19 protein-coding genes are annotated in these 22801 nt (G+C 63.2%); 10 read left to right on the plus strand and 9 right to left on the minus strand.

The window, feature by feature from the left end:
* Positions 1 to 18: 18 nt before the first annotated feature.
* Genes QQL79_RS13015 through QQL79_RS13025 form a run of 3 tightly spaced genes read left to right on the plus strand, consistent with a single transcriptional unit; the run spans position 19 to position 3407 of the window.
* The gene (locus tag QQL79_RS13015; protein WP_284391485.1) at positions 19 to 1764 is read left to right on the plus strand and encodes an ABC transporter permease; all 1746 of its coding nucleotides are present in this window, start codon (positions 19 to 21) and stop codon (positions 1762 to 1764) included.
* 9 nt (positions 1765 to 1773) lie between these two features.
* On the plus strand, positions 1774 to 2808 hold the full coding sequence (locus QQL79_RS13020; RefSeq protein ID WP_284391486.1) for an ABC transporter ATP-binding protein: 1035 nt from the start codon (positions 1774 to 1776) through the stop codon (positions 2806 to 2808).
* Positions 2805 to 3407: a histidine phosphatase family protein gene (locus tag QQL79_RS13025; RefSeq protein ID WP_284391487.1), complete on the plus strand. Its 603-nt coding sequence runs from the start codon at positions 2805 to 2807 to the stop codon at positions 3405 to 3407. Before QQL79_RS13020 ends, QQL79_RS13025 begins: the two co-directional genes overlap by 4 nt.
* Before the next feature lie 620 nt (positions 3408 to 4027).
* Here the strand turns inward: QQL79_RS13025 and QQL79_RS13030 are convergent.
* The 6 genes from QQL79_RS13030 to QQL79_RS13055 all read right to left on the minus strand — a co-directional run bounded on the left by QQL79_RS13030 (position 4028) and on the right by QQL79_RS13055 (position 11207).
* The gene (locus QQL79_RS13030; RefSeq protein WP_284391489.1) at positions 4028 to 4651 is read right to left on the minus strand and encodes a biliverdin-producing heme oxygenase; all 624 of its coding nucleotides are present in this window, start codon (positions 4649 to 4651) and stop codon (positions 4028 to 4030) included.
* A 10-nt stretch (positions 4652 to 4661) separates the two neighbouring features.
* Entirely contained in the window at positions 4662 to 7403 is a 2742-nt protein-coding gene (locus QQL79_RS13035; RefSeq protein WP_284391490.1) for a TonB-dependent receptor, read from the minus strand.
* Positions 7404 to 7678: 275 nt separating this feature from the next.
* Positions 7679 to 8536, minus strand: coding sequence for a FecR family protein (locus tag QQL79_RS13040; protein WP_284391492.1), 858 nt, complete (start codon positions 8534 to 8536; stop codon positions 7679 to 7681).
* Positions 8537 to 8652: 116 nt separating this feature from the next.
* The gene (locus QQL79_RS13045) at positions 8653 to 9195 is read right to left on the minus strand and encodes an RNA polymerase sigma factor (protein WP_284391495.1); all 543 of its coding nucleotides are present in this window, start codon (positions 9193 to 9195) and stop codon (positions 8653 to 8655) included.
* A 497-nt stretch (positions 9196 to 9692) separates the two neighbouring features.
* Entirely contained in the window at positions 9693 to 10421 is a 729-nt protein-coding gene (locus tag QQL79_RS13050) for an SDR family oxidoreductase (protein ID WP_284391500.1), read from the minus strand.
* Between the two features lie 24 nt (positions 10422 to 10445).
* The gene (locus QQL79_RS13055; RefSeq protein ID WP_284391502.1) at positions 10446 to 11207 is read right to left on the minus strand and encodes a GolD/DthD family dehydrogenase; all 762 of its coding nucleotides are present in this window, start codon (positions 11205 to 11207) and stop codon (positions 10446 to 10448) included.
* A 206-nt stretch (positions 11208 to 11413) separates the two neighbouring features.
* Here QQL79_RS13055 and QQL79_RS13060 point away from each other — a divergent pair, with 206 nt between their 5' ends.
* From QQL79_RS13060 to QQL79_RS13090, 7 genes are all read left to right on the plus strand, one after another.
* Positions 11414 to 12298: a sugar phosphate isomerase/epimerase family protein gene (locus QQL79_RS13060; protein ID WP_284391504.1), complete on the plus strand. Its 885-nt coding sequence runs from the start codon at positions 11414 to 11416 to the stop codon at positions 12296 to 12298.
* A gap of 135 nt (positions 12299 to 12433) precedes the next feature.
* Positions 12434 to 13954, plus strand: a complete 1521-nt coding sequence (locus QQL79_RS13065; RefSeq protein ID WP_284392882.1) for a sugar ABC transporter ATP-binding protein — start codon at positions 12434 to 12436, stop codon at positions 13952 to 13954.
* A gap of 15 nt (positions 13955 to 13969) precedes the next feature.
* Complete coding sequence (locus QQL79_RS13070) at positions 13970 to 14950, plus strand: ABC transporter permease (protein WP_284391506.1); 981 nt, start codon at positions 13970 to 13972, stop codon at positions 14948 to 14950.
* A gap of 56 nt (positions 14951 to 15006) precedes the next feature.
* On the plus strand, positions 15007 to 16026 hold the full coding sequence (locus QQL79_RS13075; RefSeq protein WP_284391508.1) for a substrate-binding domain-containing protein: 1020 nt from the start codon (positions 15007 to 15009) through the stop codon (positions 16024 to 16026).
* Positions 16027 to 16167: 141 nt separating this feature from the next.
* Positions 16168 to 17385 carry an ROK family transcriptional regulator gene (locus QQL79_RS13080; protein ID WP_284391510.1) on the plus strand — a complete coding sequence of 406 codons (1218 nt, stop codon included), beginning with the start codon at positions 16168 to 16170 and terminating at the stop codon, positions 17383 to 17385.
* A gap of 30 nt (positions 17386 to 17415) precedes the next feature.
* Positions 17416 to 18360: a tagatose kinase gene (locus QQL79_RS13085; protein WP_284391512.1), complete on the plus strand. Its 945-nt coding sequence runs from the start codon at positions 17416 to 17418 to the stop codon at positions 18358 to 18360.
* Positions 18357 to 19637: a D-tagatose-bisphosphate aldolase, class II, non-catalytic subunit gene (locus QQL79_RS13090; protein ID WP_284391514.1), complete on the plus strand. Its 1281-nt coding sequence runs from the start codon at positions 18357 to 18359 to the stop codon at positions 19635 to 19637. The genes QQL79_RS13085 and QQL79_RS13090 overlap by 4 nt, the downstream gene beginning before the upstream one ends.
* Here the strand turns inward: QQL79_RS13090 and QQL79_RS13095 are convergent, their stop codons facing one another.
* From QQL79_RS13095 to QQL79_RS13105, 3 genes are read right to left on the minus strand one after another with little or no spacing between them, the layout of a single operon-like run.
* The gene (locus QQL79_RS13095) at positions 19638 to 20408 is read right to left on the minus strand and encodes an SDR family NAD(P)-dependent oxidoreductase (protein ID WP_284391516.1); all 771 of its coding nucleotides are present in this window, start codon (positions 20406 to 20408) and stop codon (positions 19638 to 19640) included.
* Positions 20401 to 22044 carry a GMC family oxidoreductase gene (locus tag QQL79_RS13100; RefSeq protein ID WP_284391518.1) on the minus strand — a complete coding sequence of 548 codons (1644 nt, stop codon included), beginning with the start codon at positions 22042 to 22044 and terminating at the stop codon, positions 20401 to 20403. The genes QQL79_RS13095 and QQL79_RS13100 overlap by 8 nt, the downstream gene beginning before the upstream one ends.
* Positions 22044 to 22772, minus strand: coding sequence for an SDR family oxidoreductase (locus QQL79_RS13105; protein ID WP_284391520.1), 729 nt, complete (start codon positions 22770 to 22772; stop codon positions 22044 to 22046). The genes QQL79_RS13100 and QQL79_RS13105 overlap by 1 nt, the downstream gene beginning before the upstream one ends.
* Positions 22773 to 22801: the final 29 nt, after the last annotated feature.

A 22801-nucleotide genomic window follows, 5' to 3' on the forward strand; every position in this document is an offset into this window, starting at 1 on the left:
ATCCGGCGGTTTACATCCATGTCTCTCGTTTCCACACGCAGTTCCGCGCGGCCCCTCCGCATCGAGGGAAAGCTGGTGCTCAAGCTGGTCGTCCTGGCCATATTGGGCGTGCTCGTCGCCGCGCCCCTCTTGCGCATCCTGTTCGAAACGCTGTCGCCCGGTGCCATCGTAGCATGGAGCGACGTCACGTCCGGCAGGCTGGCGCGCAACCTGCTCTGGGTCCCCCTCGGCAATACGCTGATCCTGGGCGTGGGTGTCGCCTGTGGCTGCGTGCTGCTGGGTGGCTTCCTCGCCTGGCTGGTGGTGATGACCGACGTGCCCTTCCGCCGCACCATCGGGCTGATGGCCACCCTGCCATTCATGATCCCCAGCTTCGCCACCTCGCTGGCCTGGGGTTCGCTGTTCCGCAATTCGCGCGTCGGCGGGCAAACCGGCTTTCTTGAAGGCCTCGGTCTGACCATTCCCGACTGGCTGGCCTGGGGCATGGTGCCGACGCTGATCGTGCTGATCGCTCACTATTATTCGCTGGCCTTCACGGTGATTGCCGCGGCGCTGGCCACGGTCAATTCGGACCTGGTGGAGCCCGCGCAGATGGCCGGCGCCAAGCGCGGCCGTATTCTCATGGGCATCGTTCTGCCCGTGGCGCTCCCCGCCGTCGTCGCCGGTGCGTCCCTCACCTTTGCCGGCGCCGTTTCCAATTTTGCCGCGCCCGCCCTGTTGGGCCTGCCCGTACGCATGCAGACCTTGGCGACCCGGCTCTATGGTCTCATCGAAGTCGGGCAGACTGCACGTGGCTATGTCATCGCCATCCTGCTGATCGCGGTATCCGCTCTCTTCCTCTGGTTGGGCAACAAAGTGATTTCGGGGCGCCGCTCCTATGCCACCATTACCGGCAAGGGCGGCCGTGCCAAGCGCTTCGGCCTGGGCAATGCGCGCCTGCCGCTCTTCGCCCTCGCGACCCTCATCTGCCTGGTCACGACCATCGTGCCGGTTGTCATCCTCGTCGCCTCCTCGCTCGCCCCGTCTTCGTCCGCACTCTTTTCCAGCTGGACGCTGCACTATTGGGCCGGCGCATCCAATCCCGCCATCGCCCAGGGACAGGCCGGAATTTTCTCCAATCCCTTCATCGTCTCGGCCACCGGCCTGACCATGAGCCTGGGTGTCGCCGTAGCCATCACCACGACGCTGATCGGCCTGATCGTCGCCTTCGTTCTCGCCCGCGACGGCAAGGGGCCGCTGGCCGGCATCATCAACCAGGTCAGCTTCCTGCCCCTGCTGGTGCCCGGCATCGCCTTCGGCGCGGCCTATATTGCTCTCTTCGGCGCGCCGATCGGCCCCTTCCCGGCGCTCTACGGCACGTTCGCCCTGCTGCTGATCGCCGGCACGGCCTATCTCCTGCCCTTTTCCGTTCAGACCGGCCGCGCCGTCATCCAGCAGGTCTCCGGCGATCTCGACGAAAGCGCCCGCATGACCGGGGCGGGATTTCTCCGCCGCCTCACCGCCATCACCGTGCCACTGACCAGCCGGGGCCTGGCCGCCGGAGGGCTGATTGTCTTCGTCAAGATCATGCGCGACCTCTCGCTCGTGGTCCTGCTGTTCACCCCGACCATGCCGGTGCTGTCGGTCCTTGCCTATCGCTATGCCTCCGAAGGCTTCACCCAGTTCGCCAATGCCATAACCGTCGTGATCCTGGTGATCTCGATTGCCGCGACCCTGCTGGCCAATCACTTGCAGGCCAAGTCGCAGCCCTGGCTCAAATCGTAAGTCACCCCCATGATCCGCATCGAAAACCTCGTGAAATCCTTCGGCGCCTTCAACGCTGTCGACGACATATCCTTCAGCGTGCCGCAGGGCGCCTTCCTGGTCCTGGTGGGCCCATCCGGCTGCGGCAAGTCCACCATGCTGCGCATGCTGGCCGGGCTCGAGCAACCCAATGGCGGCACCGTCTCGTTCGGCGACAGAATCGTTTCGGACGGCAATCGCGGCTGGACGATCGACCCGGCGCAGCGCGACACCGGATTGGTCTTCCAGTCCTATGCGCTGTGGCCGCACATGACAGTGACCGGCAATGTCGACTGGCCGCTCAAGGTCGCCGGCATGGCCAAGCCCGACCGCCAGGCGCGGGTGGCCGACGTGCTGCGCATGCTTGGCATCGAGCACTTGGCCGGGCGCTATCCCAACGAGATTTCCGGCGGGCAGCAGCAGCGTGTCGCCATTGCGCGCATGATCGCGCCGCGTCCATCCATCCTGCTCTTCGATGAGCCGCTCTCCAATCTCGATGCCAAGCTGCGCGTAGAAATGCGCACCGAGCTGCTCCGCGTCCATCGCGCCACCGGTGCCACATCTGTCTATGTGACGCATGACCAGGTGGAGGCCATGACCATGGCCAGCCATGTCGCTGTGCTCAACCATGGCAAGGTGGAGCAATTCGGCACACCTGAGGAACTGGTGCAGACCCCTAACACCGCTTTCGTCGCCACCTTCGTCGGCACGCCGCCGGCCAACCTCGTTCCGGTGTCTGCGCTATCGCCGCCGCAGGCGGCGAACCTGCCCATCGAAGCCTCGGCCATGTATCGGCCCGAGGATCTGTTGGTCAGCGCCACGCCGGTCGATGGCGGCCTGGCCTTCGATTTTGCCGAAGCCAGTCTGGTAGCTGGCCGCACCATGTTGACCGGCACGCGCGACAACCTGCGCATCACTGCCGTCGTCGACGCCGCGCCGCGTTTTGGCGTCGGTGACACCGTTCATTTCATCCTGCCGGCCGCGCCCGCCGCGCTGTTTGGCGCGAACGGGGAGCGGTTGTCATGAAGCGCTTGCTGCTGGTTCGCCATGGTGAATCGGAATGGAATGCCGTCCGCCGACTGCAGGGCCAGGCCGATATCGGACTCTCTGAAAAAGGCGACGCGCAGGCTCGTATGCTGGCGCCCATTATCGAACAGCTGGCGCCCGACCTGGCGATCACCTCCGATCTGCGCCGCGCTCGCCAGACGGCAGAACTTCTCGGCTTTCCCGACGCCAGGCGCGAACCGGACCTGCGCGAGGTCGATGTGGGCGACTGGACCGGCTTGGAGATCGCCCGCATCGCCGCCGATCAGCCCGAAGCCTATCTCGGCTGGCGTGCCGGCACCTTTGCCCCGCCCGGCGGCGAGAACTGGGCTGATTTTTGCATTCGCACCGCCCGCGCCACGCAAGAGGCGGCCCAGTCTGCCGACCGCCTGCTGGTGATCTGCCATGGCGGCGTCATCCGCGCCCTGCTGCAGACCCTGCTCGATCTTTCGCCGCGCCGCATTATCCCCGTTGGCCCAGCAAGCCTCACCATCCTCGCCAGCAAACCCGGCGAAAGCGTCATGCGCCTCGAAGTGTTCAACTACGCCCCCGCCGGCCCCATACTGGACGCGCCGGATTAGTCGGGCATGGTTTCGTGGGCATCAGTGTTGTGACATTTGGTGCCCACTAACATCTGCCGGCAGAGCGCCCCTTTTCGGTCATTTCGGGGTGCCTCATCGATCGCCCGAAAGCCGACGTCCGGTTTGAGCCTTACAAACGACCAGTTCGGCGTCGCAGAGAGGCGATCGGCATTGTTACGTGTATGAGCCATTTCCAGTCGCAGTTATTCGCGGTGCGGACTGCAGACATGATGTCCGCACCACGTAAGACTACGACGCCTGATGGCGCTATTCCGACCGTTTCCCTTTTAAGACCGCGGCGAATTTCAGTGTAAGAATGGAACGCAGCGGCACATTCTCAGCCTAAGAGTGCGACCCGCTTTTCTGCCGGTAATTATGGGCACTTATATTGGTGGCAATCGACATCCTGCGACATCTGCCATCCATACCTGGCAGACCAGATCAAAGTGCGATGACGTCGAACTCATCTTGCCCCGGGATCCGCAGCCAAGCGGCAGGTGGTCGATCGCTATTCCCTTTTTACGGAAAGCAGTTCCTTTGTAAGGGTCTGAGGATCGCCAATAGCGGGACCGGCTGGCTGACCGTGGAGGACCCATGGCTGGCTTGCCGGCCCCTGCCCCTCAGTCCGCTGTCGCGTCGAAGAACCGCCGCTCCACGAAACCGAGAACTCGCATAAATGCGTCATTGGCGCCGCCAATCACTCGCCTTTCATCCACTGCGGACAGCTCGATGGCATCGAGGGCACTGGTAAAGGTCTTCCAATACAGCCCTCGTCCCTCCGGCGCCGCGGCCAGATGCCGTGCACCAAATGTCTCCGACAGGTCGAGCTGCCGGGCCGCCTTGAGGAGAAATGCGGCACCAAGGTTTGAGCCTTCCGCCACATAGAGCCAACCCAGAGAACCGGGAATATCCAGCAGATAATCGCGTGGCGAGCGGAGGCGGTTCGGCACGGCCAAGCCGAGATCGCGAAGATCCTGCTCGATCGTAGGCAGGCGGTCGCGGCTCCTGAGGTCGGGCAGCATCCCGGCCAGATCGGCATGGCCATAGAGTGGACTGACAATGGAATGGAAATCATGCTGGACCAGCAGGAACAGACCATAGTGAATCCGGCTCTCGAACGGTCGGCCCGCCATGATGCGGCCATCCAGCTTTTCATGCGTAGCTCGCGTTTCGCTCTTCAGGCGGGACCACAGACCCCGCGGTTCCTCAACCACAGGGCGTTGGGGATCAGCGACCTCGTTCATGTTTTCTTCCTTAGAATTTGGCATTGAGCGAAAGGGTGACGGTGCGGCCGGGAGCGGGATAGCGGCTGCCGGCGGGGACGTAGTTGACGTCGAAGGCATTGGCGATGCCAAGCCGTATCGTGGCATTCTCGTTGAGCGCGTAGGCACCGTAGAGATCAACCGAGGTATAGGCGTCCGTCAGGTAGGCGCCGTCTTCGCTGAAGCTCTGTTCATGGGTGAGGGTCGGCGTGACATGGGTCACCGTCGCGCCCAATGTCAGCGTTTCGTCCAGCAGGCGTACGCCGCCATCGAGCGTCACTTTGAATTTCGGCGGCACATCGCCGGCCCACATGAATACCTTGCCATCGGTGACGTCGGCACCAGCGCCGGTCACGGCGACCTGCTGGCCCCATTCGGTCTGCAGCCAGGTGGCCGAACCGCCGATCCAGAACTGGCGCGCATCGTAATTTCCTTCGATCTCGACGCCCTGCATGCGCGTTTGATCCAGCAGGTTCATGAAGCCGATATATTGCTTGGAGGCATTTGCCGGATAGTGCTGTCCGACCACGATATAATTGTCGATGGTTCGATCGAACGCCGCCAGTTTGAACCGGAGCGTATCGTCCTCCAGCAACAGGCCATCAAAGGCGAGATTCGCCCCGATCTCCCAGGTTCGCGCCGTTTCCGGCAGCAGGCCCTCATAGGGTGCATAGCCAATGCCCGGGGCGCCGTCTCCCGGCGAACCGCCGGCGAAGAAGGCTTCCGAGATGGTGGGCGGACGCATGCTATGGCCATAGCTGATATAGGGGCGGAACCAGTCCAGCGGCGTGAGCTCGATGGTCGCCGATGGCAAAAGGGCGCCGGCAGAGCGATCGATATCGAGGGTCGTGGCGGGATAGATTACCCGGGTCGTTTGGTTGCCCTGTATCCAGGCGCCCGTTGCGTACCAAACGCCATTGATGATTTCACCCGTCAGGTTGAGCCGCGCGCAAGCCGCCGCAATCTGAACCGGATTGGTGATTGTGATGCCCAGGCAGCGATTGTTCCATTGGTTATATACGGCCTGATTGTGAGCCAGGGCCCAGGCGCGATATGTCGTCACTGCGCCCGCCTGGCGCGAAGGCGTGCCAACCGTTTCGGTCGTCTGCGAATAATAGGTCGGCGTCCCTTGCAACCGGTGCCAGTCGTAGCGCAGGCCGCCCGTGAGTTTGACCCAGTCCGCAGGCTCTATCGTGGCATTGGCATAAACGCTCGCCATGTCGCGGATACCGGCAGGGCTGAAGGCGGTATAGTTGCTGGCCCAACTGGGGTTGGCTGTGATCGAGGTGCTGTTGGCCTCCACCGTTCCATTGTCCCGGAAGACCTCTGCACCGTAATTGACGCTCAAGGGACCCAGCGGCGTTTCGAAACGGCTGGTATTGTCGATGCTCGCGCCGAAACTCAAAAGGTTTCCATCGACAAAGGTGTCGGGCGCCAGAATGGTGCCGAGTTCATTGGTCCGTTGGTGGCGCAATTGGTTGGTAAGCGTATTGTTGAGCCAGAGACGCGTGTTGAGATCGATGAGCTCATTGTCGGCCGGGTCCCATCCCAGGCTCGCCGTCAGCGTGTCGGTGGTTGCCTGCATTGTCTGCTGGGCGCCCGGGCCACCAACGGCATAGGCAAAATTCTTCTCCTGGTGCGTCCAGGTCAACGCCACCTCGACATCCTCGAAATCGCCCTCGACCTTGAGCAGGCTTGACCAGTTTTCCCGGCCCATAAGATTGGTCTGATCAGTGTCTGCCCCGTTCCAGACGACAGTGCCGTTCTGACCCAAACGATATTCGCCCAGGTTGAGCCCGCTCAGGCCGGCAGTTATGGAGAAAGGCGTATCGGTCAGCCTGGCCGCTCCCAGTATGGAGCCCTGGAAATCATGGCTATTGCTGCCGGTGGTGACATTGAGCTCGAGACCCCATGTCCCGCCGTCCTCGATCAGGTCGTCGGCGCCCACCGTACGGAAGGTGACCGCACCGCCCAGCGCCCCGCCGCTTGCGCCGTCGGCGGCGGTATTCTTGCTGACTTCCACCGACCGTATGAAGGCGCTGTCCACGTAAGCGTGGCTTGATCCGCCCTGATAGGTTTCACTGCCCGCCGCGACGGTCTGAGAAGCATTTTGCCTGGCCCCATCAATGGAAACCACCACGCGCCCCATATCCTGCAGACCGCGCAGGTTTGGGGAAATCGAGGGGTAGGTTGCATTGGATGAATTGGCATAGGCGCCGGCAACATTGCTCAGCAGGTCGCGCGTGTCGCGGACATTGGCCGAAGCGATGGCATCGCGGCTGATCACGCTGATGCTGGATGGCGCCTCGTAGACCCAATCGGGCGTACCCCGGAAGCCTGAACCGTTGGCTGCAGCCCGCCCCCAGGCAGCGACCTTGACGGTTTCGAGGAGAATGGTGCCGTCATCAAAGACGAATTCGGCATCGGCCGCTGACGCGTCCTCGATGGTCACGGTGCCGGGACCGGTAAAACGATATGAAAGCCCGGTGCCGGAGAGAAGGCGCCGGAGCGCTTCCTGCTGCCCGAATGAACCCGACAGGCCCGCTGTCGAACGCCCGGCGGTGACGGCCGAAGGGTAGAGCAAGGTGAGGCCCGCCTGGTCGGCAAAGAAGTTCAGGGCCCGCGCGAGGCTGCCTGCCGGAACGGAATAGGTCGCCGCATCAGCCTGGGCCTGAGCCCAAGCGGGCCCAACCGGCCCCAGCACGCTCACCGCCATGCCGACTGCTGTCGTCATGAGCAGAGCTCTGATTATGCCTCGAGCACCGACGCCCCGCCGTGCTCTGCCCAATATGTCCGCCATCCAACTATGCCCCGTGCAATACCTGGGCGTTGCAGCGCGTTCATACTGCGCCGTTCAACACCCCATATTCCGAGGACGAAACACGCGGACGATTCTTGCAGCGGCTTTGCGAAAAAAGTTGATATTTTTTGTCCGCTTGTTGAAATGCGTGGAATATGCACCAAGCGCTTCATCAGCGGATGATGGTCACGAACGGCATGCGGTGATCTTCACCGGCAAGGTTCGGGCGATGGCGTTTCGAGTGCGGCAATTTCAGGATTGAGGATAAGCACGGTGCCGCTCCCCTGCCGGGCGATCTCCGCAATAACGCTGTCCAGCCGGCGGTTCTCGAACACCAGCCTGCCCCGCCGCCAGGCCGTGACCTGTTCGGCATTGACGGCGAGGGTGGAGAGCGGCGCGGCCGCCCCATAGATGGCCTGCTCGTTGGCGCCGAGTTCGGCCTGGCCCTGCCGCGTATCGGCCACCGCGACGCGTCCCTCGATCACAGTCACAAAGACCTTGCCGTCTCGAATATCGACATCGAATTGAGTGCCCAGAACGCGCGCTTCGCCACCCGCGGCCCGGACAATAAAGGGCCTCTCGGCGTCGGCGGCCACGGCAAATGTGGCCTGTCCCTCATGCAATGTGATGGTTCGCCTCTCCGGCTTGAGTTCAACCGAAAAGGCAGAAGAAGCATTGAGTTGCACGGTCGAGCCGTCGGCCAGTGTGATGGTGCGCTGCTCGCCGCTGCCAGTAGCATAGTCGGCGAGAAACGAGCGGAACACTCCCGAAGACATAACAGCCGCGCCGGCCACGAGCGCCGCGCCGCCGCCCAGAACAGCGCGCCGGGTGACTCGCTTGCGGCGCTCGGCCTGCTGCGCCGGTTCGCCGGCAACGCCCACTCCATACCAGATCGCTTCCGCCTTCTGGGCGGCCGCCTCATGGGCAAGGCTGCGACCCCGCCAGTCGCGAAAGGCCCGGGCATCGTCCGCCGTAGCGTGGCCGGATTGCAGCTTGACGATCCAATCGATGGCCTCGTCGCTGAGTGCCCGCTCGGAATTCGCGCTGCCTTCGCTTTGTCGTCGCATGGCTTCCTGCGCTCCTCATCTGCCGACGATGGTCTCTGCATCCGAACGAGGCGGATGAGACAGCCTCATCTATAGAAGACGAACCGAGGACGGCGATCTTGCACCGCATCCGCACATCAATTTTCACTCCCGATGTGCCGGAAGTGATCGCGGCAATGTCGTAGTGCCTGTGCCAGATATTTGGCGACCATGCTTTGGGAGACTCCAAGGCGTTTGGCGATCTCACCATGCGAGAGACCCTCGCAACGGTTCAGCAGCAACGCATACCTGGCCTTGGGAGGAAGTGTAGCGAGCGCTATGACCAGTTGCCGAAGATGATCGCGATCAATGGCAATGGTCTCGGGTCCAGGGGTGGCATCGGCGATAGCAGCAAGCACCGCCTCATCGCTTATGGCTCGGGCGCCATGGCGGCGTTCGCGGCGAAAGAGATCGACCGCTATATTGCTGGCCACCCGAAGGATGAACGCCTGCCGGTCGCGGATGGGAAGACGCTGCTTGTCATCGGGCAGGGCATCCAGGCGTATCCAGGTCTCCTGCAGCGCCTCCTCGGCAATATCAGGCGATTTTGTGTGGTAGCTGAGGCGATCGCAAAGACTCCGCCAATGCGCCAGATAGACCCCGATCAGATCGTCGCGCGTACTGGAAACACCTACCGCCATGGCACTGCAATCAACCTCGCTCAGGCAAAGCGCCATTCCGAACCCGGTGGCCCACCGCGGCGGCATAAACTTCACGTTCTGCGGTTAAAACAAAACCTTCCTAAAATTGTCAAGTTAAGATTGATAGTAAGGAAAGTTGACTACAAACCGCAGTACAATGAGGAGCGGCAACTCTGGCATGTCGATGTCGCCATAGATCAGCCCGACCAGTTCTCTCTTTGTCCGGCTGGCTCTCGCCCGCTACCAGCCCGACAGCATTGGGGCTGTCACCTTTCTGGGTCCGTTCGCTGCGATTTTGTCCAGCTGACGCCCGACCGGACGCTCAGCGTCAGCCGGGCCGACAGCGAGCACATCCGCGTCCTCGTGACCGGTCCGGCGGGGCGACGCGCTCCAGCGCGGGAAGCGGACGAGCCGCCGGCGCCGCTTCATATGTTCGACGGGTCCGCCCGTAGCCGCGGACACGCCAGTAAATGCGCAGTCGAAAGTGCCTACGTCGATCAGATGTCCTGGTTTTGCGGCAGGAGTACCAGATCTCGCACGGTGGCATTGGCCGGGCGCGTCAGCATGAACAGCAGCGCGTCGGCGACGTCCTCGCACTGCAACCCGGCATGGGCGGCAACGCGGCGTTCGATCTCCGCCTCGTCAGTCAGGCCCCAGAGTTCGTTGAGCACGATGCCGGGCGCCAGCGCGCCGATGCGCACATTATGGGGGGCAATCTGGCGGCGCACGCCGTGAACGAAGGACTGCACAGCGTGTTTGCTGGCGCTATAGACCGGCTCCCAATGAATGGCCTGATGCCCCGAAATGGAGCTGGTGACCACGATATCGCCGCTCCGCCGCTCGATCATGCCGGGCAGCACGGCCCGGACGGCGCGGAAGATGGAATTGACGTTGACGCTCAACACATTGTCCCACACATCGGGATCGCCCTGAGCGACGTCGCCGGTGACATAGCTGCCGGCATTGGCGAACAGAATATCGACCTGACCGAAGCGGTCCAAGGCGGTCTGGACCATGGCGTCGACATGGGCCGGCTGGGTCAGATCGGCGGGGACGACGATGGTCTCGCCACCCAATTCATCCTTGAGCGCCTGCAGCTTATCGGCCGAGCGGGCAACGAGGGCGAGGCGCGCCCCCTGCCCGGCCAGCATGCGGGCGGCGGCGCGGCCAATGCCCGAGCTGGCGCCGGTGACAATGGCGACTTTGCCATTGATTGATTGTGCCATGATTGTCCTCCCTGGCATGTTGGATCAGCGGATGGTGTAGCCGCCATCGATCATCAGATTGGCGCCGTTGACCATTTCGGCGGCGTCGCTGGCGAGATAGAGCGCGGCGAGCGCCACTTCGGCAGGTTGAGCAAAACGACGGGTGGGGATTTCGGCGCGGGCCTTTTCGCCCTTTTCACCGGACCAACCGACCTTGGCCAATTCGGTTTCGACCACTGTGGGCGAGATGCAATTGGCGGTGATGCCGCGTGGGCCCCATTCCAGCGCCAGGCAATTGGTCATGCCGATGAGGCCGGCCTTGCTGGCGCTATAGGCGACGTGTTCGGCAATGCCCACTATTCCGGCCTGGGAGGCGATGGTGATGACGCGGCCCCAGCCGGCTTTGAGCATGGTGGGGGCGCAGGCTTTGGCGAAAAGGAATGGCGCACGCAGGTTGATCGCCATGGTCAGGTCCCATGCTTCAATGGGCAAGTCTTCGGCCGGCGCTAGAATGCCGATGCCGGCATTGTTGATCAGGATATCGATACGGCCGAAATGGGCGGTGCATTCGGCGGCGAAGCGCTCGATGGCAGCGGCGTCGGCAATATCAAAAGTCCAGGCGCGGTGTGGCGCGCCCAGCTTTTCGGCGGTTACTACATGCTGGTCGGCACGATCCACCAGGGCCAAGAGCGCGCCACGTTCGGCGAAGGCTTCCACCATGGCCTGGCCAATGCCGCCGGCGGCGCCGGTGATCACCACGACCTTGCCGGTGAGGTCAAAGGCATCGGAAAAATTGAACTGGCTCACGCTATTCCTCCCGCGTCTGAGCGGCCGTGAGCAGGACTCCGGCCCGTTGATTGATGCGGAAGCTATATGGGGTTGGACTTGCCGGCAAGTTTGTTTGCTGCTAATGCAAACAAAAGATCGTGGGAGGAGAGACACGATCCTGGCCGGCAAGGCCCCAGAACACTCTCAACAAGAATACTCGAATTGTCAGACCACAGGATCACGACATGAAAACGCTTGGCATTCACTCGTTCGTCTGGACGGGCGGCACCACCCAGCAAGAGCTTGAAGGCGCGATGGAAAAGTCCCATCGCCTGGGCTATGGGCTGATCGAATTCCCCCGCCTCGACCCCTCCAAGTTTGACGTGGCCTGGCTCGCTCAGCGCCTGCGCGACTATAATCTGAAAGTCGTGGTCACCATGGGCCTGCCGGCCGATAGCGACATTTCCAGCGAAGACCTGGACAGCGTCAAGCGCGGCGAAGCGGCACTCAATGATGCCGTCGCCGTGACGCGCGACCTGGGCGGCGAAAAGCTGGGCGGCATCATCTTCTCAGCGCACAACAAATACCGCTCGATGCCGACCAAGAAGGGCTGGGACAATAGTGTCGCCGCCATGGCGCGCGTGGCCGAAAAGGCCAAGGCTTCCGGCGTTTCGATGAATCTGGAGATCGTCAACCGGTTCGAGAGCAATCTGCTCAACACGACAGCGCAGGGCCTGGCCTATATCGAGGCCACCGGCTCGGACAATGTGTTCCTGCATCTCGATACGTTCCACATGAATATCGAGGAAAACAACCCGGCCGCCGCTATCAAGCTGGCTGGCAAGAAGCTGGGCTATTTCCATGTTGGCGAGAATTATCGCGGCTATCTCGGCACCGGCACGATCGACTTCCCGGCAATTTTCGACGCCCTCGTCGCCATCGGTTACGACGACTACGTGACCTTTGAATCCTTCTCCACCAAGGTGGTGGATGAGGACCTGTCGATCACCTGCGGCATCTGGCGAGACACCTGGGTCGACAATGTGGAAGTCGCCCGCCTCGCCAAGGTCTTTATCGAATCCCGTTATGACGAAGCGCTGCGCAAGGCCGAGATCGGCCGCACCGCCTGAGTGTTATTTGCTGCCGGGCACGTGTTGACTCACTGCCCGGCAGCAAATATGTTTGGTGTCACAACGAACATATTAGAGCCAGCGCGACTGGCCGGTTCGGAGGAGCAATTGGCTACACCTATAACCACCGGCACCGTGCCGGCACAGGATTTGAGCGCCCATGGCTATGCCGTGGAAGCCGATGTGCTGCTGGCCGCCACCGATATTGCCAAGGCGTTTTCTGGCGTGCCGGCCCTGCTCGATGGCCGCATCAAGCTCAAGCGCGGCAGTGTGCATGCGCTATGCGGCGGCAATGGCGCGGGCAAATCGACCTTTCTCAATATCCTGATGGGCCTGTTGCGGCCTGACAGCGGCACCGTCATGCGCGAAGGGCGCGTGGTGCATTACGCTTCGGCCGCCGAGGCGCTTGAGGATGGCATTGCCATCATCACCCAGGAACTCAGCCCCGTGCTCGACATGACCGTGGCCGAGAATATCTATCTCGGCCGCGAACCGCGCCGGGGTGGCTGGTTCACCGACACGGCCAAGATGGTGGCCGATGCCACGGCATTGTTTGCGCGGCTCAATTTCAATATCGACGCCAATGCCATTATGCGTGACCTGTCGGTTGCCAAGATGCAATTGGTTGAAATCGCCAAGGCGATCAGCCGGGAAAGCCAGATTCTGATCATGGATGAGCCGACTTCGGCCATTGGTGAGAAGGAAGCCGGCACGCTGTTTGAGGCGATCCGCTCGCTGCAGGCGCAGGGCGTGGGCATTATCTATGTGTCGCACCGGCTGACCGACATTTTTGCCATTGCCGACGAATATACCGTGTTCCGCGATGGCCGCTATATCGAGTCCGGGCCGCTCGCCAATATCGACCGCCAGCGGCTGATCGGGCTGATCGTGGGTCGTGACCTGCGCGACCAGGAGCCCCGCCCGGCCCGCGAGCGCAGTGAACTCCTGCTCGAGGCCAGCGATTATTCGCGCAAGGGCCAGTTCGAGGACATTTCCCTCAGCGTCGCCAAGGGCGAAATCCTGGGGCTTTATGGGCTGATGGGGGCCGGGCGCAGCGAATTTGCCAATGCGCTTTATGGCAATGCGCCCAAGGATAGCGGTTCGGTCAAGGTGCGCGGCAGCGCGCTGACGATCAAGGCACCATCCGATGCGCTGCGTGGCGGCATTGCCATGATCACCGAGGATCGCAAGGGCACGGGCCTGGTGCTCTCGGCCTCGGTCAGCGAAAATATCGTGATGGCGGCGCTGCATCGGTTTTCGCGCTTCGGTTTCATGAGCCGCAGCCGCGAGTTCAAGACCGTCACCGACCAGATCGCCCGCTTCCGCATTCGCACCGCTTCCAAGGACCTGGCGGTGCAGAATTTGAGCGGCGGCAATCAGCAGAAAGTGGTGTTCGCGCGGTGTGTGGAAACCGACCCGGTTATCCTGATCTGCGATGAACCGACGCGCGGCATCGACGAAGGCGCCAAGCGCGAGATCTATAGCTTCCTTTCCGAATTTGCGGCCCGCGGCAACGCGGTGCTGATGATCTCCTCGGAAATCCCAGAAATCCTAGCCAATGCAGACCGGATCATCGTCTTCCGTCGCGGTCGCATCGCCGGCGAAATGTTCGCTGCCGACGCGACCCAGGAAGCCCTTGTCCATCTCGCCAGCTGATCGCAGGACCCAGCCATGACTGTTGAATTGTCCCCCACTTCCACCGATAGCCGACGCGCCATGGCCGGACGGCTGCTGTCGCGCTACGGCATTCTGCTGGCCTTCATCATCCTGTTTGTGGTGCTGTCTTTCGCGCATCAAAATTTCCTGTCGACCGGCAATATCACCAATGTGCTGCGGCAGGTGTCGATCAACGGCATCCTGGCGGTGGGCATGACCTTCGTCATCCTGACCGGCGGCATCGATCTGTCGATTGGATCGGTGCTGGCTTTTGCCGGCATTGTGGCGGGCATGCTGGTGACGGGGGCCGATCCGTCCAATCCGGCGCTGGCCCTGTTGGCCGCCGTGGGTGTCGGGGCAGCGTTCGGCGCGGTCAATGGCGTGCTGATTGCGCGGTTCAAGGTCACAGCCTTTGTGGCGTCGCTGGGCATGCTCTCGATGGCGCGCGGCGCGACGCTGCTGATCAGCGATGGGCGGCCGGTGCCGAACCTGAGCGCGGAATTCCGTTGGCTGGGTCAGGGCTTTGTCGGCCCGATCCCGGTGCCGGTGATCGCCTTTGCCATCGTGTTCCTGCTTGCCTGGATCGTGCTGCGCTTCACCGTTTATGGCCGCTGGATCTATGCCGTGGGCGGCAATGTGCGCAGCGCCCGCACCAGCGGCATTCCCACCCGAACGGTGGTGTTCTCGGCCTATCTGATCATGGGTGCATTGGCCGGTTTTGCCGGGGCGATCCTGACCGCCCGCACCACCTCCGCCCTGCCCCAGGCGGGCCTCGGCTATGAACTCGATGCCATCGCGGCGGTGGTTATCGGGGGCACGAGCCTGGTCGGTGGGGTCGGCTCGGTCGTGTTCACGCTGATTGGCGTGCTCATCATCGGGGTGATCGGCAATGGTCTCGATCTGATGGGGGTGTCTTCGTATTACCAGCAGATCGTCAAGGGCGCGATCATTGTCGCTGCCGTGCTGATCGACCGATCCCGCAATTCCCAATCCTAAGAATTCCCGGCCCGAACGGGCCGAGCGAATAGTCACGCCATTAACGGGAGGAACCCATGGCAGTCACTCTTAATCGCCGTCTCATGCTGGCCGCATTGACCGGCGCCAGCGCCCTGGCCCTGAGCATGGGCACGGCCTATGCCGCCGACTACCGCATTGCTGCGGTGGTGCAGAGCCTGGATACCGAATTCAACGTGCTGTGGGCCAATGCGGCCAATGCGCATCCGCTGGTCAAGGACGGTAGTGTCGAGCTGACCATTCTGGATGGCCGGATGGACCCGCTTAACCAGTCCAACCAGTTCGATACCGCGATCAATGAGAAATATGACGCGATCATCTTCGTGCCGGTCGATATCAATGCCGGCAATGATCCAGTGCAGCGCGCGAGGGATGCCGGGGTGCCGGTGATCGGTTCGAACACGCTGATCAGCGATACCAGCCTTTACACCGCCTATATCAGCTCCAACGACGTGGCAGCGGGCGAAATCCTGGCCAAGTCGGTCGTCGACCGCATGGGCGGCAAGGGCAATGTGGTGATCGTGGAAGGCATGATCGGGCAATCGGCCCAGGTGCAGCGCCTCGAAGGCATCCAGAAGGCGCTCGCCGCCTATCCCGACGTCAAGGTCATCGAGACACGCACCGCCAATTGGTCGCGTGCTGAATCGCTGACGCTGGTGGAGAACTGGCTGACTTCGCATGGCGGGGACATTCAGGGCATCATCGCCGAGAATGACGAAATGGCCATCGGCTCGCTCGAAGCGGTTAAGGCCTATGGCCTCGACCCCGCCAATGTGCCGGTTGCCGGCGTTGATGGGGTGACCGATGCCCTGCTCGCCGTGCAGCGCGGGGAGATGATGTCGACCCTGCAGGATGCCGATGCGCAGGCACAGGGTGCAATCGATCTGGCGCTGGCCGCGGCCGAAGGCGAAGGCTATGCGCCAAAGGCTGCGGTGTGGGACGTCAATGGCGGCACGCTGGCCTGGGACAATGGCAAGGGCACGCAGTATTCGGTGCCATGGGTGCCGGTGACTGCTGAGAATGTGGAAGCCCTGCTCGCCCTGCGCGAAGCCAAGTAATCGCTTTCCCTCCCGGGAGCGGGGACGGCCTCGGCTGCCCCCGCACTTCGCAATTAGCTGTTCAGTCCCCATGGACAGGTCTGTGCAGGATGAGAAGTCCGGCTAGTAATAGAGTTTAATGTCCGGCAGCGGCGGTAAGTCATGGCGACCCCTCAATCCATCCGATATCTCAATGAATTGCGGGCCCTCAATGTGCTGTTCCGCGGCGGCGGCATGAGCCGGGCCGATCTGGCGCGCGCCCTTGGCCTCAACCGCTCGACGACGGGCAATATCATCGCCAATCTGCGGGCCGACGCGCTGGTGGTGGAGCGGCCGGAAATGGAACGCGGCCCGGAAGTGCGTACCGGGCGGCCGGGCATCAATATCGAACTCAACCCGGCAGGCGGCACGTTCATCGGCGCCGAAATCGGGGTGGACCGCATTACCGTGGTGGCGATCGATCTGGCGGCCAATCTGCTGCAGCGCGAAAGCATTGCCTTCCCCACCGCCGAGCGCGAGCCGCTGGAGGGGATCGATGCTGCGGTTGGGCTGATCCAGAAGGTGATTCTGGGCGTCGCCGATCGACAGTCGATCCGGGGGCTGTGCGTATCGCTGCCGGCCCTGCTCGATCGCGATGGGCTGGTCATCAACGCGCTGTTGCTGGGCTGGCGCAACCTGCCTTTGCGCAAGCTGCTGATTGAGCGGCTGGGCGACGACTTTCCGGTGGCGGTGGAGAATGACGCCAATGCCTTTGGCATAGCCGAGACCTATGTGAATGCCTCGGTGAAAACCGAGACCATCGCCTTTTTGCTGATCGAAAGCGGTGTCGGCGGCGGCATTGTCATTGGCGGCAAGCTGTTTCGCGGCAGTAGCGGGCTGGCCGGCGAATTTGGCCAGATCGTGCTGGGCGGGGAAGGCTTTTACCGGGGCCGGACGCGGCCGGGGCATCTCGAAAGCTTTGTGGGCAAGGAAGCGGTATTGGCGCGCTATCAATGGCATGGCGCCGATCCTGCGGCCGATATCGACCATTTGCTGGCGGCATTGCAGGCGGGCGATCCGCTCGCCCTCAAGACCGTCGAGGATTGGGGGCAGAAGCTGGCTTTGGGCCTGACGCAGGTGACCAGCGTGCTTAACCCAACCTCTATCGTGCTGGGTGGCAGTGTGGCACCGATTTTCAAATGGGCGGCAGCCGATGTTACCGATGCCATGCAGCGCGAATTCATCGAGGGCTTCCCGCTGCCGCAGGTGCAGGTTTCCGCGCTGGGGCTGGAAGGCCCGGCGCTGGGCAGCGCCCTGTTGATGCATCAGCGCATGCTTTCGGTTGACGAAAAAGTCCTTCACCCCGGCGAACAGGGCGTCGCCGGCGCGACCGGCACCTGAGCCCCTCTTTCCTGAAAGGCAGCAGACGCTGTGACCAAAGTTGTTACCATTGGCGAGATCGTCGTCGAGATCATGGCCGTCGCGCCGGGCAACGGTTTTCGTGAGGCCATTGAACTGGTGGGGCCTTATCCCTCGGGCGCGCCGGCCATTTTCATCGACCAGATCGCCAAGCAGGGCCAACCCTGCGCCATGGTCAGTTGCGTGGGCAATGATGATTTCGGTTGGCTCAATATCGAGCGGCTACGGCAGGACGGCGTGGATGTCTCGGCGATCCGGGTGCATGAGGATGCGGTGACCGGCAGCGCTTTCGTGCGCTATCGCACGGATGGGCAGCGCGATTTCGTGTTCAACATCAAGCATAGCGCCAATGGGCATATCGGGCTGACCGACGAGGCGCGAGCCGTGATCGCATCGGCCGGGCATTTGCACGTCATGGGCTCGTCGCTGGTGTCGCCGGGGATTATCGAGGCGGTGTTGTTCGCGCTTGAGCAGGTCAAGGCGCGGGGCGGCAGCGTGTCGTTCGACCCCAATATCCGCAAGGAAATGCTGGATTTTGCGGGGCTGCGCGCGGCGCTGGACACGGTGCTGGCGCAGACCGATCTGTTCATGCCGAGCGGGGCTGAGGTGTTGCTGTTTTCCCAGGAGACCAGCGAAGACGCGGCCGCCAAGGATATTCTGGCGCGTGGCGTTCGGGCCATCGTGCTCAAGCAGGGCGCGGCGGGAGCGCGCTATCTGGATGGCGAGCAGGATTTGTTCGTGCCGGCCTTTGTGGTCGAGGAGATCGATCCGACCGGGGCGGGAGACGCTTTTGGCGCGACATTCCTGGCCGGCTGGTTGGCAGGATTGGATGCCGAAACCAACCTGCGCCGGGCCAATGGTGCCGGTGCTTTGGCGGTGGGCCGCAAGGGGCCGATGGAGGGAACGTCCACGCGGGCCGAGCTTGATGCATTTCTGGCCCAGCAGGTGTCGGCATGAGCACCGCCCTGCTGCTGGACCTGCCAAAACAACACCGCGCCGGCAAACGGGTGGGCATTGTCTCGATCTGTTCGGCGCATCCCCTGGTGATCGAGAGCGCGCTGATTGCGGGCCGGGAGAACCGGCATGTTGTGCTGATCGAGGCCACCTGCAATCAGGTCAATCAGGATGGCGGCTATACCGGGATGACCCCGCTGGATTTCCGCAAGTTCGTGGAAGCCATTGCCGCCAAGGTGGGGTTCGACACCGCCAAGCTGATCCTGGGCGGGGACCATCTTGGCCCCAATCCCTGGAAGCATTTGCCAGCCGATGAGGCCATGGAAAAGTCGCGGGTGATGATCACCGCTTTTGTGGCCGCTGGCTTTACGAAGCTGCATCTCGATACCAGCATGGGCTGCCAGGGCGAGCCTGTCGCGCTGCCGGATGCGACAACAGCCGAACGCGCGGCATTTCTGGCGCAGGCGGCAGAAGGCGCCCTGCCCGCTGGAGGCGACAAGCCGGTCTATATTATTGGCACGGAAGTGCCGGTTCCGGGTGGGGCGCTCGAAGCGCTGGACCATTTGCAGGTCACGATGCCGGCAGCGGCGCTGGCTACGATCGAAGTGCATCGGCGGGCCTTCGCGGCGCGTGGGCTGGATGATGCCTTTGCCCGCGTTGTCGGGGTCGTGGTACAGCCGGGCGTCGAGTTCGGCAATGAAGATGTGATCGTCTATGAACCAGCCAAAGCGCAGGCATTGAGCGCGGTGCTGGGTCAGGTGCCGCAATTCGTTTTCGAGGCGCATTCGACGGATTACCAGCCGGAGGCTGCGCTGGCGGGTCTGGTGGCCGATGGGTTCAACATTCTCAAAGTGGGTCCGGCGCTGACTTTTGTTCTGCGCGAGGCGATTTATGGGCTGGATCAGGTTGCTGTTGCGCTGGGTCTGTTGGAGCCGAGCGAGACTGTCGCGCTGGCGATGGAAGCGCTGATGCTGCGCGAGCCGCAGCATTGGCAGAAATATTACCATGGCGATGCCGCTGCCCTGCATATGCAGCGCCATTTCAGCTATTCGGACCGCATCCGCTATTATTGGCCGCATCCCGATGCCGTTGCGGCGGTGGAGCGGCTGATGGCGGCGCTGGGTGATCGGGACATTCCCATGCCGCTGATCAGCCAGTTTCTGGGCACATTGCATGCGGCCGCCGCGGCGAACGGCCAGAAAACCGACGCCCGTTCGCTGTTGCTGCTGGCGGTCCGGCAGCAAACGGATCTTTATTCGCGCGCCACCGGGATATTGTGATCAGCGCACGGCAATCCCCGCGGTGAGGCCGCCGTCGATGCGGTGGTCGGCGCCGGTGATGAAGGCGGCGCGGGGGGAGGCGAGGAAGGCGACCAGCTCGGCCACTTCCTCGGGCTCGCCAATGCGACCGAGCGGATGGGCGGCGCCGAAGCGGGCGAAAGCTGCTGCAATATCAACATCCTGACCATCACTGTGACGCGCGGCGCGCTCGAGAATGGGCGTGCGGACCGAGCCGGGGCTGACCGAATTGACGCGAATATTGTCGGCGGCGAAATCGAGCGCCATGGCGCGGGTCAGGGCGTGGATGGCGCCTTTGGAGGCGGCATAGGCGGCAACGTTATTCTGGCTGGCATGGCCCTGAACGCTGGAGATATTCACGATACTCCCGCCCCCTTGGCGGCGCAGATGGGGCACGCCGAAATGGGCGGTGAGGTGGATGGAGCCGACATTGACGGCGAGGCATTGGGCGAAGGTTTGGGGGCTCGTTGCCACACAATCGCCGTATGGATGAACGGCTGCTGAATTGATGATGACGTCGATATGGCCGAAGCGGGCGACGGTTTCGGCGATGGCGGCTTCGACCTGTTCGGGGACGGAGACATCGGTCAGGCGCGTGGCGATTTGCGGGTGGGTGGCGAGTTCGGCATTGCCGGCTGTGTCGATGCCCAGAGCCATGACTTGTGCGCCCTCGGCGGCGAGTTTGAGGGCGATGGCGCGGCCAATGCCGGTTGTGCCGGTGACCAGGGCGGCCTTGCCGGTGAAATCAGCCATTGCTTGGGTCCTTTATGATGAGGTCGGCGGCCTTTTCGGCGATGCAATAGGTGGCGGCGACCGTGTTGCCGGAGACGATTGTGGGCATGATGGAGGCGTCGACGACGCGCAGGCCGGCGACGCCGTGGACGCGGAGGGTCGTTGGGTCGACTACGGCGTCGGGGCCGGTGCCCATGGCGCAGGTGCCCACGGGGTGGAACAGCGTGCCGACGCTGCGGCGGATGAAGGCGTCGAGGGCGCCGTCGCTTTGCGCGTTGGGGCCGGGATCGACTTCGCGGTCCAGATGCGGGGCGAAAGGGGACTGGGCAATGATGTTGCGGGCGAGGCGGATGCCGGCGCGGAGCGTGTCCATGGCGCCGTCATGGCGCAGGAAATTGTAGAGGATTGAGGGCTTGGCGTGGGGATCGGCGCTGGTGAGGCCGACGCGGCCGATGCTGCCGGGACGGAGCTGGCAGACATGCATGAGAAAGCCATGGCCGGTGAAGCCGCCGGCGTTTTGCGTGTTGCCGACGGCGGTGCAGAAAAAGAGCTGGATATCGGGGCGGGCCTGGCCGGGCGTGGTCGAGAGGAAAGCGCCGCCCTCCCCCGTGGTGGAGGCGAAGAGGCCGCGGCGGCGGAAGAGCCAATCGAGGACGTGGAGGACATTGCGCGGGAGGGCGCGCCAGGAGATGCCGTAGGGCGCGGTGGATTTGGCGCGGTATTCCAGGGTGACGTCGAGATGGTCCTGCAGGTTTTCGCCGACGCCGGGGAGGTGTTGGACCGGCGTGATGCCGTAGCGTTGCAGCTGGGCGGTGTCGCCAATGCCCGAGAGCAGGAGCAGGTGGGGCGAGACGAAGGAGCCGGCGGAGAGGATGACTTCGTGGGCGGCAATGGTGCCCTGCCCCGTGGCGCTGTCATAGGCGATGCCGGTGGCGCGTTTGCCGTCGAACAGGACTTTGGTGACGGTTCGCTCGCTCAGGATGTGCAGATTGGGGCGGTGGCGGACGGGGTCGAGATAGGCGCCTTCGGCGGTGACGCGCTCGCCATGGCGCTGGGTGAAAGTGTAGAGGCCGGCGCCGGCCTGGGTGGCGCCGTTGAAATCGGGATTGAGGGGGATGCCGGCTTGCGCGGCGGCGGCGAGATAGACGCGGGCCATTGGGTTGACGCTGCGGAGCGGGGCGATGGTGAGGGGGCCGTCACTGCCGTGGAAGGCGGGATCGACCGGGCTGGCGGGATCTGGTTCGAAGCGTTCGAGCCTGCGGAAATAGGGCAATAGATCGTCATAGGACCAGCCGGGATTGCCCAGGTCGCGCCAGTGGTCGAAATCCTCGCGCTGGCCGCGGATATAGATCTGACCGTTGACATTGGTGCTGCCGCCGCTGCCCTTGCCGCGCGGCAGGGCGATCTGGCGGCCCTGCAGGCCCGGTTCGGGATCGGTGGTGAACCAGGACATGAATTTGGGGCCGCCGAGAAAGGCCAAAGCGGGGGCCATGAAGGTGACCATGGCCAGCGGCATGCGGATGATGGCTTTGCGGGAATTGCGGTCGGGGCCGGCCTCGACCAGGGCGACGCGGACATTGGGGTCGGCGGAGAGCCGGTTGGCGAGCACGCAACCGGCGGCACCGGCTCCGACGATGAGGTAGTCATAGGCCGGCATCAGATATCCTGATTTTGCGGCAGGATGACCAGATCGCGGATGGTGACATGGGGCGGGCGGGTCAGCATGAAGAGGACGGCGTCGGCGACATCCTGCGAGCGCAGGCCTTCATGGGCAGCGACCTTGGCGTCGATCTCAGTGGGATCGTCATAGCCCCAGAGTTCGTTGAGCACGACGCCGGGAGCGACGGCGCCGACCCGCACATTGTCAGGCGCGACCTGGCGGCGCAGGCCATGGACAAAGGACTGAATGGCGTGTTTGGAAGCGGAATAAACCGGCTCCCACTGGATGGCCTGATGGCCGGAAATCGAGCTGGTGACGACAATATCGCCAGAGCGGCGGGCGATCATGCCGGGCAGCACGGCGCGGATCAGGCGGAAGACGCTGCTGACATTGACCTGCACGAGCTCATCCCAGGCGTCGGCATCGCCATCGGCCACATCGCCGGGAATGTAGAGGCCGGCATTGGCGAGCAGGATATCGACGCGGCCAAAATGGGCGAGGGTTTTGGCGGCGACGGTTTCGACAGCGGCGGGGTCGGCAAGGTCGGCGGGGAGCACGAGGGCGGTGGGGCCGATAAGGTTGGCGACCAGTTGCAGGCGATCGGCCGAGCGGCCGACCAGGGCGACGCTGGCGCCGGCTTCGGCGACGGAAAGCGCCAGGGCCCGGCCGATGCCGGAGCTGGCGCCGGTCACCAGCACGATTTTGCCGGCGAGATTTTGGCTCATGTGGTTCTCCCTGCCCGGCGCGTTGCTGC

The sequence above is a fragment of the Devosia yakushimensis genome (assembly GCF_030159855.1).
GTDB classification, from domain to species: domain Bacteria; phylum Pseudomonadota; class Alphaproteobacteria; order Rhizobiales; family Devosiaceae; genus Devosia; species Devosia yakushimensis.